Consider the following 18,476-nt stretch of genomic DNA (forward strand, 5'->3'; position numbering starts at 1 on the left):
TCCCTATTATGCTCTGGATGATTATGAGGAAAGCGTTTACGAAAACAAAATAAAAATCACCAATGTCCCATCGAAATGCACTGTGACAATTTTCAATCTGAACGGAACTATTGTCCGGAAGTTTGAAAACGATGATCCGCATAAAACATGCATTGACTGGGATTTGCGCAACACCGCAGGGAAACTTGTTTCTGGCGGCGTTTACATCATTCATGTTTATGCACCGGACATCGGAGAACGCAGCATTCGTTGGTTCGGATCGATGAAAACCGTTGTGGAGAGTGAGTTTTGAAAATACGAAATGCGAAATCAGAAATTTTATTTTTAAAGTTTTGATTTTCTGTTTTTCGCCAATCACTGGTATAATCGCACTTCCGGCGAATTAACAACGCATTTTTGTTTCTCGTGAAAATAAATTAGCGTGATTTTTTGACGAAAGATTTTGTATTTTGCCGGGGTTTTTCAACAATGTCGTTTATAAATTATAACCATGAATACACGTTTAACCGCTCTGCTAATAGCTCTTTCATCACTGCTTTTCTGTCCTGCTGCAAATTGCGGTGAGAAATCCATAAATAACCCCGGGCCTGATGCCGGCAAAACGCAGTATCTGAGGTCAGTCGCAGCTGACTGTCTGCCCGCATCGGCTTCGGCGGAGCTGAATATCGGTGGTGTGCGTGCCCGCATTAATAATGGCGGAGACATGTGGTGGGACCTGATTGGTGTGGCTCAATACGAAGTGCCCAAAGGCAGCGGAAGAAATGCGTTGTTTGCCGGAGCATTGTGGGTTAGCGGGACAGACCAAAACGGAAATATAAAAGTGGCTGCACAACGCTACCGGTCATTCGGAAATGACTTCTGGCCCGGGCCACTTACAATCGACGGAATGGCCACTACAGATGCCGGCGTATGTCAGGATTACAATTTTATCAGCACGATTTACCGGCAGGACGTGATTGATTTTGTAAACTATTTTGAGAATCCCTCTTTATTTCCCGGATATTCCATTCCGGCATATTTCTTCGAATATCCCGCGCATGGTAATTCATCCTTGGGACAATCACATTATCTGGCGCCGTTTTTCGACTATAACGAAGATGGAGAGTATGATCCCAATTCAGGCGATTATCCATACTACGACCTCAACAACAATCTTTGTCATCAACCCGATCCCACTGCAGAAGACGTTAATGGAACTACAACCGGTGGCGTTCTTTTCGACCAGGCACTAAAAGGTGATCAGACCTTGTGGTGGGTGTTCAACGACATGGGAAACACCCATACTGAAACCGGCGGAAGCGCTATTGGAATCGAAGTCAGGGCACAGGCCTTTGCTTTTGCTACCGGTGATGAAATAAACAACATGACTTTTTATTCATATGAAGTCATCAACCGTTCCAATCAAACCTTATATGATGCTCATATCGGCATGTATATAGACATCAGTAATGGAGGCAATTACGATGATTTAATCGGATGCGATGTGCCCCGGGGTCTTGGCTATGCTTATGGCGGAGATGATTTTGATGAAAGCTTCAATGGCGAATGGGGTTATGGCAACCAACCTGCTGCCGTGGGTATTGATTTTCTGAAAGGGCCCTATTTGGATCCGGATGGCATTGATAACGGCGCTTTTGTTCAGCATACAGACTCATCGGGAATGCTGTGGTTTGAAAACTGCAACGCCGCTGTAAACGGTAGTAATTTTGGCAACGGAATTATTGATGATGAATGTTACGGCATGAATTATTTTGTCAAAACCATTGAAGGTCAAAACATTCCAATTTTATTTCCTGAAGACGCACATGACTATTACAATAATATGCGCGCCTTATGGAATAACAACACCCACATGATTTACGGCGGGAATGGTCATCCAGCATTGGAAGGCTATGGCCCGGAATGCAATTATATGTTTCCGGGAGAAAGTGATATCTGCGATTACGGCACCGGAGGAATTCCCCCATATGGCCCGAAAAAATGGACAGAAGAAACAGCTGGGAACTTTCCCGGGGACAGACGTGTGATTCAATCGGCGGGACCTTTTACCATGCAGCCAGGAGAGGTAAATTATCTCACCGTAGGTGTTCCTTGGGCCAGAGCTGGCGCTGGTGGCGCTGCCGCTTCACTTGAACTACTGAAATATGCCGATGATAAATGTCAGGTGCTTTTCGACAATTGCTTCCGGCTATTATATGGTCCGGATGCCCCGGACATATCCGCGCAGGAGCTCGACCGGGAAGTAATACTGTATTTATCCAATCATGTGACCAGTAATAATTACCAGGATAAGTTCGAAGAAGTTGATCCCTCCATCGTTTCACCATCGGGATACAGCTATGACTCACTCTATCGTTTCGAAGGATATCAGGTTTTTCAGGTAACGGATCCTAACGTAACTTCGGCCGATGTGTATGATCCGGACAAGGCCAGATTGGTTGCTCAATGCGACATTGACAACGATGCCTCAACACTGGTTAATTATATTTTTTCGCAGGAAATGGGTTTGGTTGTTCCGCAAACTGAGGTGGAAGGCGCCAATGAAGGCATCGTTCATTCTTTCCGCATTCTGGATGACATGTTCGCAAGCGGCGAAAACCAACGGCTGGTCAATCATAAAAAATATTACTACATGGTGCTGGCATATGCACACAACGAATATGAGAAATACAGCGCTGACCCTGCAACGCAGTTTCCCGGCATTATGTCTTCAAACGGGCAAAAAAACCCTTATTTATCCGGTCGAAAAAATATCGATGTTTACACAGCAATTCCTCATGCACCGGCTCCTGAGTCGGGCGGAACAATTATTAACGGCACATACGGCGCGCAACCTGTCATTACACGCATTGAAGGCCAGGGCAACGGCGGAAACATACTTGAACTAAATAGCGCATCCAGACAAAAAATTATGGAGGATGGTTTTTCCGAAGAGCTCACCTATGAAGCCGGATTTGGCCCGGTGACCGTGAAAGTGATCGATCCACTGAATGTGAAAGAAGCCAATTATATTCTGAAACTGGACTCGACAAATGCATCATGGCTCGGAGAGGTCGATTCCTACTCGTGGATATTGGAAGAATATGACATGAATGACAATTTTGTTGCGGCCTGGTACTCTGATCATGACATCAGCAGCCCGTTTGAGCAGATCTTCACCGACCTTGGAATTGCTGTATGTTTTACAAACGGAAAAAATCCGGGAGACCTTTCTCATGAGAGCAACGGCTTTCTGTATGCCGATATCATTTACTCAGACCCTTCGAATAATTGGCTGGGAGGTGTTTCCGATGCCGATGGGCCAACAGCGTATAACTGGATTCGCAGTGGTACTCAGGATTCCGAAAACAGCATGTACGATGATCATGTTTATTATGGACAATATATTGATCCGCTACAATACTACGAAAAAGTCATTGCCGGTACATGGGCGCCATATCGTTTGTGTTCTTATGAGGATAACAATCCGGCATTGATGTCCATCGCGCCGTTTTTATCTACTGCAAATAAAATGTCGAATCTCGCAAGCATTGATGTTGTTCTAACACCTGATAAAAGCATGTGGACGCGTTGTCCCGTACTCGAAACCTGCGATGACGAACTGCTGGCACAAGGAAATGCCAGAAAACTCACACTACGCCATCATGCATCGGTCGATAAAAACGGAAACACACTCACTGCTGAAGCAATCTATGACGGACATGAACAAGGCATGGGCTGGTTCCCGGGATATGCCATCAACGTGGAAACCGGCGAACGACTGAATATTGCTTTTGGCGAAGACAGCTGGCTGGGCTCCGAAAACGGAAACGATATGATGTTCAATCCAACCTCAAATCTCGAAACAACGCTCGGAGAGCCACTTCTGGGAGGCAAACATTTTGTTTATGTTTTCGGACATTTAAATGATGACGTTACTTCCTGTTCTGCCTATGACGAAGGAACCTGGCTTTATTACATGATCGGACAGGAGAGCGGCACAGCATTACGCAATGCATTCGCCAGTGCCTTGTGGTGCTCCATTCCACTATCAGTCGATGGTGAACAATGGCTTGGCAACGAATGTCGTGTTCGGATCCGGGTTTCGAAAGAATATGCAAAAAACTATTCTACATTCGGTTCTGCCTCGCCGCAAAACGGGAACTATCCGATGTACAGCTTCAATACTTCATCACTGATGACTGTTACTAACGATCCAACCACGGCAACAAATGCACTCGACATGATCAATGTAGTGCCCAATCCCTATTATGCTCTGGATGATTATGAGGAAAGCGTTTACGAAAACAAAATAAAAATCACCAATGTCCCATCGAAATGCACTGTGACAATTTTCAACCTGAACGGAACAATTGTCAGGAAATTTGAAAACGATGATCCGGATAAAACAAGCATTGAATGGGATCTGCGGAATACAGCCGGGAAGATCGTTTCAGGCGGTGTTTACATCATTCATGTATATGCACCGGGTATCGGAGAACGCAGTATTCGCTGGTTCGGATCGATGAAAACCGTTGTGACGAATGAGTTTTGAAAACAAAAAAGATGTGAAAATTTGCGCCTACGGCGATGTGGCGCTTCGCGCATGTGGGAATATGAGATTCTGGTGAAGATTGGAAAAGCATAATTCTTGCGTCTAAATGCACAAAGCATAAGTGCCGAAGGCGTAAAATAAAGCTGCGAAGCACCACCAGATACGCCGAAGGAGTTAAATATCAATAGCCTTGGGCGAAGCCCCAGGGACAAGGTGTGCGAAGCACCTTTAAAAGCACAAAATACGTCGCGAAGCGACCTGTCACGATTGCTATCGTGAGCGTTGAAGAAGCCCAATCTCTGCAGCTACGTCTCAGTGCGAAATACTGATTGAAAAGCTATGCACGATTGCTAATCTGATCCTTAACTTTTTTTGTAAGCCCTTTATAAACCAAATCATAACTCCCATCAATCAATTGCTTCAATAATTTTTCATCAAAAGAAGTTGCTTCGTTCACATCAATCCAATGAATCTTGCTCATATGATAAGCAGGTGTAATGGAGGAATGGCGCTCCTGAAGCTCGATTGAATACTCCGGATCGCATTTGAGTGCAATCGTAAATTCGCCTTCAATATCTGTAAGTGCAAACATTTTTCCGCCGACTTTAAAAACAAGCGTAGTTTCATCAAATGGAAATTCCTCGGTGACACCCGGCTTCAGCAGGCAGTATTCGCGGAAAGTTTCAATATTCATTTATCGTGAAATCCAGGATTCGGGATTCTGCGGAACTTTTTCTTTCCATATTTCGAAATGCAGAACAGTAGCGCCTTCCTCATCGGTGTCGATGGCCCCAAGATTCTGCTTCGAACTGACGGTGCTGCCTTTTTTCACAGCGGCAGCCTTAATGTTTGAATAAACGGAAAGGTACTCGCCATGGCGGATCATGATCATGGTTGTTCCATTTGGCGCTGTGATAACTGCACTGACAGTGCCTTCGTAAACGGCGCGCGCACTGCTGCCTTTGGGCGATGAGATATCAATACCGTTATTTTTAACTTTAATATCGGGCAGCACCGGATGCGGATGTTCGCCAAATCTGCCTGTAATTGATCCCTGAGGAACCGGCCATGGAATTTTTCCTTTGTTGCCGGCAAACGTATTTGAAATACGCGTTTCTTCGGGTGTCATCTGATACGCGTTGGGCTTTGGAGTTCCGGACGAATTGGTAGCTTTTACAGTATTCTTTTTCTTTTTGCTGGCCTCAATTTCAGCTTCAATCATTTTCTGAATCTGTCGCTGTATTTCATTTGCTTCTTTCTGCTTTTTCTTTAGGTCAGCACGCAGTTTCGATTCCTGCTTCTTCAGATCTTTTACAACTTTATCTTTTTCTTTCTTTTGAGCAGCCAGTTCGTTTTTCTGATTTTCCTGATCCGATTTGAGACTGAGTTTATCGTTACGCATTTGTTCCAGATCGGACAATGCCAATTCAACAGCAGAGCGGGTTTCCGTAATCCGTCTCACCTGATTTTTTCGGATGGCCGAATACTCTTTGAAATAATTCATTCTTCGCCAGGCCATCATCACACTTCGTGAACTAAACAGGTAAACCAGTCTGTTGGCCGGCTTTCGGGTCAGATATGCAAAATAAACCATCCGCCCATATTGATCTTTTAAGGTCGACAATTCCCTTTTCAGCTGAGTTACGGATTCTTTTTTGCTATCGATTTCCCGCTCCAGCAGCGCCATTTCAGCCCCTGTTTTTGAAAGAAGATTCTCGTAATTACGAACCTGACTTTCGATAAGCTTAATCTGCTGCGTTGTTTTCTTGCTGTTTTTCTGTGTTTCTTTGATCAGCTTCGAAGTATTTGAAATATCTTTTTCAATGCTGGCTTTCTGATTCTGCAGTTGTTTCTTTTTGTTGGTCTGCGCATAGCCAATATTCATACTCAGCACAGTATAAACAATGCAGAACATCAACACCCGAAAGAACACTGAACCTGATTTCATCACTTGTTATTTTGTTGCTGATCCATCGACGAAAAACTTTCAGGAATCATAAATGGCACTGTGATTTCCTCGTCCACACTCACTTTTTCGAAATCGATAATCACCTTCATTTTTTGATCAGCTTCAACATTCACATCGATCTGGTGAGCCAGAAATTGATCATCGAAAGCAACAAATGCGGAATAATCTACAACCAACTTACTATTCTCTTTTGAAATTTCTTTAATCTGCTGTCGAACAATTTTGAAATTATCCGGAGCTATCCACAAATCCTGCACCAGCACACGATCCATGTCGCTCTGATTTGCAACATAGTTCTTCAGTTTTTTTCTGCCCGGTGTTGCAATTTTATAAGTTTTGGCATCTTCACCAACCTTGAAAATATTGTTTTCGTAATACGAGAAATCATTGCCCGTAACCAAAGCCTGCAGCATATCGAAATCAAAGGGCGTTTTGAGCAAATCGTTGATGAGTTGATAATCTCCTTTAAAATAGGTTTTGTTCAGCCGGTTAATCATTTTCACACTGTCGGGAGTAATACTGACGCGAAACGCTTCAATCCCAATTACAGCCGACAAGGAGAGCCAAATCGTACGATCTTTGATAATCCGCATGCTGCCACCAAAACTCAGATTGGTTTTCTCCGATTCAACCTTAGCCTGAAATTTAATATTCATGGTTCGGAAGTCGAATTGAGCATCCTTCATTTTCGAAAAAATAAATTCAACTCCGGTGTCGCGCTTCACGGTTTCCTTAATTTCCTTCTTCGCTTCCCGCCCTGTTTTACAAGCTGAGAAGAAGGCAATCGTAATCAAGAGTACCGGCAAAAGAAATTTACTCATAATACTTTTTGTCAGTAATTTTTTTATCAATCCATTTTCCAGCACCGCCCAATTCGCGCGCCATGAGCCAATAACGCAGTGCTTCATCTGTGTTCTTCAAAAAATACAATACATCGGCATAATGTTCCAGCAATGCTCCATCATCGTCACCTCCCAAACTCATTGCTTTGCGATAAGCTTCGGCCGATTCGGAATACTGTTCAAGCCGAAATAAAACCAATCCGAAAGTATGCTGAAACTCTGATTTGTCCTCATTTCCGCTGAGTGCTTCTGTTATCAGCTGCTGAGCTTTAGCAGTGCTTTCTCCACGCAGTGCAAGTGAATAGGCATATGCATTTTTTGCAACAGCATTGTTCTGGTCGGCCTCGATGAGTTGTTCAAACATTGCATCAGACTCACTGTTGCTGTTGGTTTTCAGATACGCCTCAGCCAACAGATACATCGCTTCGTTTTTCATTTCCTTATTGCTCAGTTGCATATCGGAAGCAAACTCCAGCGATGATACAGCCTCAATAAATTTTCCAGTATGATATTGTGCCGATCCTAGAAAAAACCAGACTTTACTCTGCTCAGGAAATAATTCTGAAGCGTTCGTAGAATAGGCAAACAACGAGTCATATTGCTGATCGTCGTAATATTCATTCATCACAAGATCCCAGATTGCGAAAACGCTTTTGTCCAACACCAGCGATTTTTTCCACATCATCAACGCTTCATCCTTGCGGTCATCTTTGTTTAAAAAATCAGCATACATCGCCCAGGCCTTCGCTTCAGTTGGATGCACACTCACGAGTGTATCGAGCATTGGATAAACAACGGTTGAATCACCATACACATTGCCGGCTCGATAAATATTCAGAAATAAACTAATTTTTTCATCTATGCCTGTTGCAGACGATCCAATGATGGAAAATATTTCATTCACGGCCAGCGAATCGTTGCCTGACAGATGATAATAATCGGCCAGGTAAGCGTGTGCCAGCGGGTTTTCCGGATCAACGGCAAGAACAGAATTTATACTATTCAGCGCAAGTCCTGCTTTGCCGGTTCGCATGTAAAACTCAACCAAAGCCATTGAATACTGAGGGTTTTCAGGAAATTTATCAGCCAGCTTCTGAATTTCATTCATGGCTTTGTCGGGCTTTGCCCAGTTCTGATAAATATAATACTTCTGAATTCCTGTCTGCTCAGAAATGCCAATCAGCAATTCCAGCTGGTTGTAAACATCTATCGCTTTCTGAAATTCATTTTCCTGAACATAACACTGAGCCTCATACTCATACAACTCATATCGCTCAGGATATTTATTTCGCAGGTTTTTGTATTGATCAGCCGCATCCAAAAACTTTCCCGATTTCTCGAAGGCCATGGCGTAGGTGAGTCGGTACCAAATATTATCAGGTTCAACGCGCATGGCCGTTTTCAATAATTCAACTGCAACATCTGCTTCACCCGTATTCATCTTAAGCCGTGCCAATTCGTATAATGATGCATCATGCAGCGGATCCTGCTGAATAATTGATTCATAAAGTCCGATTGCATTGGCAGCGTTCCCTAGAATCTTATAACGCGTGGCTTCGATGAATACACTGGAAATCATGAGGCGCTCACGATCGGTAAGTTTGTTGTGTTTGCGTTGCGCTTTATGAAACGAATTGCAGGCCGATAACATCAGCACTAAAACAAGCAAATATGGTGTCAGTCGTTTTGTCATTGAACAATTACGGTGAAATCTCCAATGTTTAATTCTTTGTACTTCTCACTATATTCAACGAAATTGCCAACCATACTATTGTCGATGTTCGCATTTGATATCTTGCAATGTGATTGAATGATAGAATTGGAAATAATGCAGTTCGATATCACAGAGCCCTCACCAATAGACACGTGCGGGCCAACAATGCTTCCCGTAATGGTCACGTTTTTTCCTATAAAACAAGGCTGAATAATGATCGAATTTTTCTGATTCAGGTCGTGAGAAATTAAGGTTCCGTTTTTAGCGAAATCTAAAATACGCTGGTTTGTATGAATGGTTGAATTTTTATTACCGCAATCAAGCCACTCTTCAACGTTGTAAACCGAGAACTGGCATCCGCGCTGCATCATGTTTTCAAGCACATCGGTGAGTTGATATTCGCCATTGACCAGCACTTTATCGGCCAGAAGTTTCTCAATTTCCGTTCTTAGAACTTCGCCTTCGCGGAAATAATATACTCCAACAATAGCCTGATTTGAAACAGGAGAGGTTGGCTTCTCGATGAATTTCGTAACAACATCCTTGTTGTCCGTTTTCACAACACCAAATGCTGATGGATCTTCAACCTTGTGAACCCAAATAATTGCTTCGCGCGAAATGTCCATCTTCTGTGTTGTACTGAAAAGAGTGTCGGCAAAAGCAACAATGACTTTCCCTGAAATGGATTCAGCTGCACATGAGATGGCATGCGCTGTTCCTAGCGCCTGATTCTGATAATATATTTTACCTTTCGAACCAACACTGGTTGCAATATCCAGCAAATGCTCTTCAACTTCATCTCCAAAATCACCAATGATATAAGCAATCTCATCTACTTTTTCATCCACAAGCTCCATCAGATCTTCAACAAGACGCTGTACAATTGGCTTTCCAGCTATATTGATGAGCGGCTTCGGAATAGTCAGTGTATGCGGTCTCATGCGCTTACCCATACCTGCCATTGGAATTATTATCTTCATAAATATTTTGAATTATTGTTTCCCTGTATGTCCAAATCCGCCAGCACCGCGCTCGGTGGAATCGAGTTCCGGAACAAGTTGCCATTCGGCCCGTTCATGCTTCGCTATGACCATTTGAGCAATGCGGTCACCATTTTTTATAACAAAATCTGTGTCCGAAAAATTGATAAGAATCACTTTGATTTCACCCCGATAATCGCTGTCGATGGTACCTGGTGTATTTAGAACTGTCACACCGCTTTTAATGGCTAAACCACTTCGGGGTCGCACCTGAGCTTCGAATCCGATTGGCAACGAAATAAACAATCCCGTTGGAATCAACTTTCGCTCCATCGGGCGGAGAACAATATTCTCTTCGGTGAAAGCACGCAAGTCGACGCCGGCAGAGTATTCTGTTTCGTATGCAGGCAACGGGTTGTTGCTAAGATTTACAATATTGATTTTCATCCTGACTTTATATAAAGGTGCAAATTTAATCATTTTTGCGATTCCGGAAAAGATTGCCTTGGTTACACAAAGTACCTCGAAGTTGGAGCACGAAGTCCCACAAAGTAGATCACTCAAAAACAAAAGCTTATATCTGTTGCAGCATTACATCTTTGCAAACAAGTTTGCTCAATGCATTACCGCAACAGATATTCACGACTAGGTCGTGAATTTGTCATCAGCTTTTGTTACGAATTTTGAATTTGAACAAAAATTCTTCTTTCAGAGCACAAGTCTTTTAATTCCGTCTTTTAGTGATTTCACATGAAAATGCAAAATCATACACAAGTATTGAGTATGATCGGTTGTGCTATGCTGGATTTCAAGCTTGCTTGAAAAATGCTGCACAACACAACCGATAACGACTTTTTCTTAGTTCATTCTACTTTGTGAACCAAAGCGCATGACATGAGCTGAGCTCATGAGCACCTATAAAGGTAATTCAATGAGCGAATAAACTTCGTGTGCACGTTGTGCTACTTTGTGCACCAAAAGCAAGTTCTATTTAAATGCACTTTCGCTCAGGCCGGGGCCGCTCAGGGCAAGCTTTTCGAAGTATTCAGGAACTGGCTTTGCAGCAAGTTTATCCACATACATCTTGGCCAGATACTGACTCATCATGAATCCATGTCCACGCAGCCCAACAAACAATCCAAGCGACGGATCGATGATGTAGCGCGGCTCAACATAATATCCGCTCCACACCGCCTGGAATCCGACTGAAGCCAATTGCGGAATCCAGTCACTGAAAATTTCGCTGGCGATTTCAAGGAATTCCTTGCTGTTTATTTTCAGGTTTTTATCGGTTTCTTTCGGGTCAGTGAGCGGCGAAGCGCAACCAATGATCTGGCCGGTTTCTTTTAATTGCTGGCCATACACCGAGCTGAATGCTTTGTATTTTCTGCGATCAATCAGCATGTCAAGTGCATCGCCATCTTTGCCGAGCAGAGGAAGTCTGCGTGTGATGAAAGCCTGATGACGTACAGGATACAGACCAGTTTCAATGTTCAGCTTACGTGCAAATTTATCTGCGGTTGGTCCAAGTGCATTGATGAAAACTTCGGTTTCAAATTCTACATACTGCTTGTTGTGATCGCGCACCAATACAATATATTTGGAACCTTCTTTTCGCAGATCAATCAGTTCGCAGTCTTCCATTATGCTTCCGCCCTTCTGAATACCAATGCTGCGAATCAGGTCGATTACGCGGCCAGGCGTAGCCTGCCAGCAGTCGTGTGTAATAAGAGCTGACTGATATGTGCTCAGATTTTTGTTGAAATACGGGCTGATTTCTTTCTGGAAATCTTTCTTATCAACCATGTATGCATCTGACCAGGCGCGTGATGCGTCGAGGGCTTTGTATGTTGCATCATCGTGGGCAAAGCTCACATATCGAATGGGTTTGTAATCAACGTTTTTTATTTTCTGCAGCTCGACAAAAATATCGCGGTTGTGAATGGCAATATCCGAAAGTTCTGGGACGCTGAATGCAGGCCGCCCACCGGCGATATTACGCCACGATGCACCACGGTCATGATTCACGAGAACAGGGCTGAATCCGGCTTCGGCCAGATAACGAAACAGCGCACTGCCACCGATACCACCACCGGCAACCAATGATTTCACTTTTCTACGCTCTGTTTTTACACCAGGCGTGAATGGAACAATAACTTCGTTTTCTTTTCCCGGATACAATTCGCCGATCAGCACCTGATTCGACAAAGGCCCGCGAGGTGTTGCATCGCCTACAATGGTAATACCTTTTGAAGCAATGGTTGTTTTCAATCGGCGGATGCAGCGTTTACCGCGGCAGGCACCCATACCAAGACGTGTGGTATGTTTGATTTCATCAACAGAAATAAACTTGCGGTCGCCAATGCGCTCGAGAATTTCATCAAGTGTGACATCATCGCAATGACATACATAAGTTGCACCCTCCTCCTTGTAGCTTGTAGTCTGAAGTGAGGGCTTTTCAGGATAATTGCTTTTTACAATAAAACCGCGCACTTTTGTGAGATCATCGCCATGAACCGTTGATGATTTCACGCGGGCAACATTGGTTTTATTGGGTTTTGTCAGAATTTTTTCAATCACTCCTTCGCCAAGGACCTTTCCGTTGTTGTCAACAAGGTACACTTCTTCTTTCTCATTTGCTTCGTATTCAATCGGCAAAAACAGCTGATCCTTTTCAATGTTGTAACCAAAAATGGCCAGACCGGGACACTGATAAACACATTGCATGCAGCCGATACATTTATCGAAATCTACCACAGGGACCGTGCTGGTTGATGTTTTGGTGATGGCTCCGTAGGGACAGGCAAATGCGCAGGGATTGCAGGCAAAACCATACAGGCAGTCGATTTGCACAAACGGTTTCTTTTTTCTGTCGCCAACCGGTAGCACTGGCTCTTCTATAACCCGCACCGGGTGCTGCTGAGAATCGATATACTCTTTTGAAACCGCAAGGTAGTCGTCGTATTTATATTTAACCGACATCATATCCAGTACTTCGTATGCCGATTGTTTACCACGCAAAACCGCGGAGGTGCCTTCACCAATCCGGATTGCATCGCCCACACCATGGCAGTTGCGACCGAAAATTTCATTACCCAGCGAGAGCAGCTGATCATCGGGAACAAGGCCAGTACATATATTGATGGCATCGATGCCTTCAATTACTTTTTCAGTTCCCGGAATGGGTTTGAAATTATGTGCTTCGGCAATCACAGCGCCAACAACGCCTGTGTGATCTTCGTTTGGAATAGCGCTCACCAGAATATGATTGAGCATAACAGGAATACCGAGACGACGTACGCGATTGGCCTGAACAGGGAATCCGCCTTCTTTGCCCTGAGCTTCAATAATAGCAACAACTTGAGCTCCAGCTTGCATTAATTGATATGATGTGAGATAGCCAATATTTCCGGCACCGACTGTTAGAATTTTTTTACCCAGCAATGTGAGTTCGGTATTCATCATTTTCTGAACCACTGCGGCGGTATAAACACCCGGAACATCATCGTTCTCGAACGTAGGCATGAAAGGGACAGCACCCGTAGCAACAATCAGATGATTGCAATCGATATAAAATATTTCTTCCGTTTTAATATTTTTAATCGCAATACGTTTCCCTTCGAGCAGATCCCACACGGTACAATTCAGAAAAATTCCTTCATGATTGTCGCCGGCCAGAGCCGAAGCAATTTCGAAACCGCGCATACCGCCATATTTCTTTTCTTTTTCAAAAAAGAAAAACTGGTGGGTTTGCATATTGAACTGACCGCCGATTTTCGCGTTATTGTCGACCACAATATTCGAAACATCGTGCTGATTCAATATTTCTCGCGCTGCAAGTCCGGCCGGGCCTGCACCCACGATAACCACATCGGTGCGGTAAACTTTTATCTGAGGTTGCCTCGAATGTTTCGCTTCCGGCATATAATCCTTGGGCACTTCCATCACTTCTTTCACGCCGTCTATCTGTGTAATACAGATGCGGCGGATCACGCCATCAACAAGCATTTCGCAGGCACCGCATTTCCCGATGCCACATTCGAGTGAGCGGTTACGATCCTGAAGACTGTGGCTGTGAACCGGAAAACCGGCATTGTGCAGCGCTGCGGCAATGGTGAACCCCTTGTCGCCTTCTACGCTGGATCCGTTGAATTTGAATGAATGTTTCTCGCATTCGGGAACAGGCAGGATGGGGTGTTTATCAATTTTTGACATAGTGCAAAGTAAATTTACGATTGCAAAATTAGCGGTAAATTCCTAACAAGGGCTTTTGGATACTTGATTTTTAATACATGCTTTTATGAGATTATGCAATGTACGGATGCAAAATTTTTCAATTTCATACGAAAAATGTAACTTTGCGCAAAAGATTGACTACATGGGCAGAATAACCTCCATTCTCATCGCGTGCATTGCGCTCACAATGATTGCGTGCGGCGGCGGAAAGAAAGACGATGCGAAGACCGATCAGAACAACTCGACGGTAAACAATGACCTGGAAGCAGGTAAAATCACTGTCGGTGCTACCGAAGAGAGCTACGATCTGGCACAGCGCCTGGCTTCGAACTATGTCGCACAGAACACCAACATGATTGTTGAAGTGATTCCATGCAAAACCACTGAATCGAAGCAATTGCTATCCTCAGGAAAAGTGCAACTGATTGTTACCGGCGGCAGCACAAACCCGTTTCCCGATTTTGAATCAAATGCGATTGCAACAGATCTTCTTGTGCTGACGGTGAACTTCAATAACCCCGTTCTGCAGTACCTTGTAATGCGCGGTCTTGACCTGAAAGATTTAAAAGGCATTTTTTCCACAGGCAGTATTACCAACTGGAATCAAGTGGATAAAAAAGCAGCGTCCTCTCCTTTAAAACCGCTGGCTGGGCCAGATAGCACCAGCTCAAACTTAATGATAAGAGCATTTCTCAACTCCGGTTTTGGACAAACAGTGACATCGACATTGAGCGAGAATGAGCTTATCAGCAGTATTTCAGCCGGTCCCGGATCGATCGTATTCATGAGCCACAGGTTGGCCTATAACCAGAATTCAGGATTCAGAGCCAATGGCGTTTATGTAATACCGGTTGATTTCGACGGGAACAATGTTGCGAATGATTCAGAACTGATTTACGATAATCTGAACAGTTTGAAAAAATCCTACTCCAAAGGAGGATTTCCGAAAGGGCTGGTCCGCAATCATTATTTCATCACAACCGGAAAGACCGAGCGGTCAGACATTGTGAAGCATTTCACGAATTACGCACAAAAAGAAGCATCCAATGTGATTTCGGGTGCCGGATATTTTCAACCACTTAAATAACAAATAGTATGAAAAAAATTCTCGTCGTTTTCATCATCGCTGCAGGACTGGCATCGTGTCACTCTTCAAAAAAAGCTTGCTGTGATCAATCTGCCAATACACCACAGGCAACAATCATGACCAGCTTCAAAGATACAGTTAGCTATATGATCGGAACTGATATTGCAAAGAGTTTTTCGCAAAATAAAATTGAACTGAATCTTGATCTTCTGTTTGCTGGAATCCGTGACGGATACAACGGAAAAGACACATTGTTTACACAGCAGCAATTCCAGGAAATCATGGGAAAATTCCAGATGGAAATGCAGCAAAAACAGCAAATGGAAGCAACAAAAGATGCTGCAATCAACAAAGAAAAAGGCCGTCTGTACATGGAGGCCAACGCAAAGAAAGAAGGTGTTATGCAGACCGCATCAGGGCTTCAGTACAAAATACTGCGCGATGCAACAGGTCCGAAACCGCTGGCCACAAACACTGTGAAAGTGAACTACGAAGGACGCCTGATTGACGGAACTATTTTCGACAGCAGTTACGAAAGAAAAGAACCGATTGAATTTGGACTTGGACAAGTGATCAAAGGCTGGACAGAAGGCCTTCAGCTCATGAGCGTCGGATCAATGTATGAACTCACCATCCCGAGCGATTTGGGCTACGGTGACAGGGCTATGCAATCGATACCTGCAGGGTCGACACTGGTCTTTAAAGTTGAATTACTCGAATTCAAATAACAGAAAATTCAAAACTGTATCTCATGAAAAATATAATGATTCTGCTTTTTGTTGCTGCTGTTGTTACAGCATGCAGTACCAGAAAAAACGATACTGAAGGTGACGATAAAACTGAAAACACTTCTGTTGTTACCAAAGAAAATTCAACTCCGGAATATATCACCACGGCCAGCGGCTTGCAATATAAAATCCTGCGTGCTGCTGAGGGTCGTAAACCTGGCCCCACCAGCCGGGTAACAGTAAATTACGAAGGGAAACTGCTTGACGGAACTATTTTTGACAGCAGCTACGACCGTGGCAAACCCAACACCTTTGGCCTGAACGAAGTGATTCCCGGATGGACAGAAGGCGTTCAGCTGATGAGTGTTGGTTCGATGTACGAATTTATTATTCCACCTGCATTGGCATACGGAAACCGCGAATTGCCGGGTATTCCAGCAAACTCAACCTTGAAATTCAAAGTTGAATTGCTTGAAATTAAATAAAGATGTTTGCTTTCTGAAGCCCGCTTTGTGCGGGCTTTTTTATTGATTAATGTACTGCATAAGTTTGTAAAGTTGAAAGTTATCAAGTTCATAAAGGTGCTTCTCGAGTGGTCAGTAGTGAGTTGCCAATAGCCAGTTTAATTTTTACTTTACAATGTTGTTTTGGATTTATTATTACAAACATCTACCATCAAATCTAAAATCAAAAATCGATATTCTTAAATCACAGAGCCTTCGTGTCCTTGTGGCAAACACGCATTGGGCGCGCGTCTCCAGCTTGCAGCATTTTACGTTGACGCGTGACCTTTAATACTTTTTGTGACTTTGTGTCCTCGTGGCGAATTATTGAATTTCACTGCGAACTTGGTGAACTTCTCTTACTTGGGCGCGCGTCTCCTGACGCGTGACCAGTAATACTATTAGTGGCTTTAGTTCCTCGTGGCAAAATTTCTCTGCGTCTTTGCGCCCTCTGCGAGAAACTCCCTGCCATTTTTCTCTGCGCCCCTGCGATCTTTGCGAGAAACGCTCTGCGGCTCTGCGAGCTACTCCTGTGAAAACTCTCTGCGCGCTACTTAAACACTCTGCGTATCCATACAGGCATGACCAGACTCCCCGCAAGCAAATAATAATAGAAAGTCAGCAAGCGCCAGATGAGTGCCAAAACCGGCGCCAGGCCTGCAATTACAAACACGCCCAGATAATCCGAAAAAATCCATTCCGCAATACCACTGGCTCCGGGCGTAGGACTGGCCAGCATAATGACCCACATGTACAACTGACGTGAGAAAAGCTCGAAGTGATCGACCCCGGGCATAAAAGCCATAATGAGGCAATTTATAATAAACAAACGTGAGGTCCATGCGACAAACGTAACCAAAAACAATTTCAACCAGAAGCCAAATGACTTGCCCCGCATTTCCCGGCTGCATAATTTAAGGTCGCGCCCCATGCGGTTTGCACGCCCCTTCCATTTTCGGATAAACTTAAGACTGAATATTCGGCGAAGTAATTTTGCAAAAAATCGCGGTAGAAAAAATATTGAAGCTGAGAGAAACAATGCAAGACAAGAGAGATAGATATAACCGCCCCAGAAAATCCAACCCGGCGTAAAAGCGTCTGGCAGTGCCAAATTACCATATGTTGTCTCTAAATACGCTATCAACAAAATTGCAGGAATCAAAATAATAAAATACAGTTCATCGAGCAAAGAGGAAATCATAACAACAGCTGTACTGCGGCCGAGACCAACACCCTCTTTATGAATGGTAACCAGCGCAACACCAGCACCCCCAATAAAAGCAGGCATAACTGCGTTGCCGAATTCCCAAAGCATGATGTTGTGAAAAGACTGTTTCCAGCTAAGGTTTTGTTGTGTAAGAATCCGCAGCCGGAGCATATTCATAAAATCGCGCAACAGCAAACACAGCACTGCTATAAAAATCCAGAAAATAGTTTTGACACCCCAGTCGAGCTGTGAAAGCATCTCTGCATCAAAGCTACGTCCGATCATATAAGCCGAAATACTGAGTCCCAGCGCGATCGGAATGATTATGCGCCAGGTAGAAAAATATTTTAGAAATGAAATTTTATTTTGAGTCACCATTGAAATACGAAGGTAGTAAAATACGAAATACGAAATCAGAAATACGAGAGAAAATGTGACGCTTCGCGCATGTGTGGCTTCGCCGATGTGGCGCTTCACGTGAGACGTGACACGGTCGCGAATGTGGGAAGATTAGATTCTGGAAAGATTTGTAACGACTCACGCTTGCAGCGTGATAAATTCCACGTGTGACGAAAAAGGATTTGAAGAAAAATTACAAAATAAAAAAAAGTTCATAGCAATTTGCAATTTAATATTCGGCTGCATACATTTGCATTGCATTCTCCGATAACAAAAG

General features: G+C 43.8%; 12 protein-coding genes and 1 pseudogene. 5 read left to right on the top strand and 8 right to left on the bottom strand.

Annotated features, from left to right (window positions below; all coding sequences use genetic code 11):
• Together A2W93_08615 and A2W93_08620 are read left to right on the top strand one after the other, a co-directional pair.
• Positions 1-292: pseudogene (locus A2W93_08615) on the top strand (hypothetical protein).
• A gap of 198 nt (positions 293-490) precedes the next feature.
• A complete protein-coding gene (locus A2W93_08620; GenBank protein OFY55195.1) occupies positions 491-4,534 on the top strand; it encodes a hypothetical protein in 4,044 nt (1,347 codons plus the stop codon).
• 337 nt (positions 4,535-4,871) lie between these two features.
• Here the strand turns inward: A2W93_08620 and A2W93_08625 are convergent, their stop codons facing one another.
• The 7 genes from A2W93_08625 to A2W93_08655 all read right to left on the bottom strand — a co-directional run bounded on the left by A2W93_08625 (position 4,872) and on the right by A2W93_08655 (position 14,254).
• The gene (locus A2W93_08625) at positions 4,872-5,228 is read right to left on the bottom strand and encodes an MmcQ-like protein (protein OFY55196.1); all 357 of its coding nucleotides are present in this window, start codon (positions 5,226-5,228) and stop codon (positions 4,872-4,874) included.
• Complete coding sequence (locus tag A2W93_08630) at positions 5,229-6,482, bottom strand: hypothetical protein (GenBank protein ID OFY55197.1); 1,254 nt, start codon at positions 6,480-6,482, stop codon at positions 5,229-5,231. It lies immediately after the preceding gene.
• Positions 6,482-7,324, bottom strand: a complete 843-nt coding sequence (locus A2W93_08635; GenBank protein ID OFY55198.1) for a hypothetical protein — start codon at positions 7,322-7,324, stop codon at positions 6,482-6,484. Before A2W93_08635 ends, A2W93_08630 begins: the two co-directional genes overlap by 1 nt.
• The gene (locus A2W93_08640) at positions 7,317-9,038 is read right to left on the bottom strand and encodes a hypothetical protein (protein OFY55199.1); all 1,722 of its coding nucleotides are present in this window, start codon (positions 9,036-9,038) and stop codon (positions 7,317-7,319) included. Before A2W93_08640 ends, A2W93_08635 begins: the two co-directional genes overlap by 8 nt.
• Positions 9,035-10,039, bottom strand: coding sequence for a nucleotidyltransferase (locus A2W93_08645; GenBank protein OFY55200.1), 1,005 nt, complete (start codon positions 10,037-10,039; stop codon positions 9,035-9,037). The genes A2W93_08640 and A2W93_08645 overlap by 4 nt, the downstream gene beginning before the upstream one ends.
• Positions 10,040-10,051: 12 nt before the next feature.
• A complete protein-coding gene (locus tag A2W93_08650; protein OFY55201.1) occupies positions 10,052-10,519 on the bottom strand; it encodes a deoxyuridine 5'-triphosphate nucleotidohydrolase in 468 nt (155 codons plus the stop codon).
• A 507-nt stretch (positions 10,520-11,026) separates the two neighbouring features.
• On the bottom strand, positions 11,027-14,254 hold the full coding sequence (locus A2W93_08655; protein ID OFY55202.1) for a ferredoxin: 3,228 nt from the start codon (positions 14,252-14,254) through the stop codon (positions 11,027-11,029).
• A gap of 106 nt (positions 14,255-14,360) precedes the next feature.
• Here A2W93_08655 and A2W93_08660 point away from each other — a divergent pair, with 106 nt between their 5' ends.
• From A2W93_08660 to A2W93_08670, 3 genes are read left to right on the top strand one after another with little or no spacing between them, the layout of a single operon-like run.
• Positions 14,361-15,362: a hypothetical protein gene (locus A2W93_08660; protein OFY55203.1), complete on the top strand. Its 1,002-nt coding sequence runs from the start codon at positions 14,361-14,363 to the stop codon at positions 15,360-15,362.
• A gap of 8 nt (positions 15,363-15,370) precedes the next feature.
• The gene (locus tag A2W93_08665; GenBank protein ID OFY55204.1) at positions 15,371-16,090 is read left to right on the top strand and encodes a hypothetical protein; all 720 of its coding nucleotides are present in this window, start codon (positions 15,371-15,373) and stop codon (positions 16,088-16,090) included.
• Between the two features lie 23 nt (positions 16,091-16,113).
• Complete coding sequence (locus tag A2W93_08670; protein OFY55205.1) at positions 16,114-16,575, top strand: hypothetical protein; 462 nt, start codon at positions 16,114-16,116, stop codon at positions 16,573-16,575.
• A 568-nt stretch (positions 16,576-17,143) separates the two neighbouring features.
• Here the strand turns inward: A2W93_08670 and A2W93_08675 are convergent.
• Entirely contained in the window at positions 17,144-18,178 is a 1,035-nt protein-coding gene (locus A2W93_08675) for a hypothetical protein (protein OFY55206.1), read from the bottom strand.
• Positions 18,179-18,476 lie beyond the last annotated feature (298 nt).

It is taken from the genome of Bacteroidetes bacterium GWF2_43_63, from assembly GCA_001769275.1.
Classification (GTDB): domain Bacteria; phylum Bacteroidota; class Bacteroidia; order Bacteroidales; family DTU049; genus GWF2-43-63.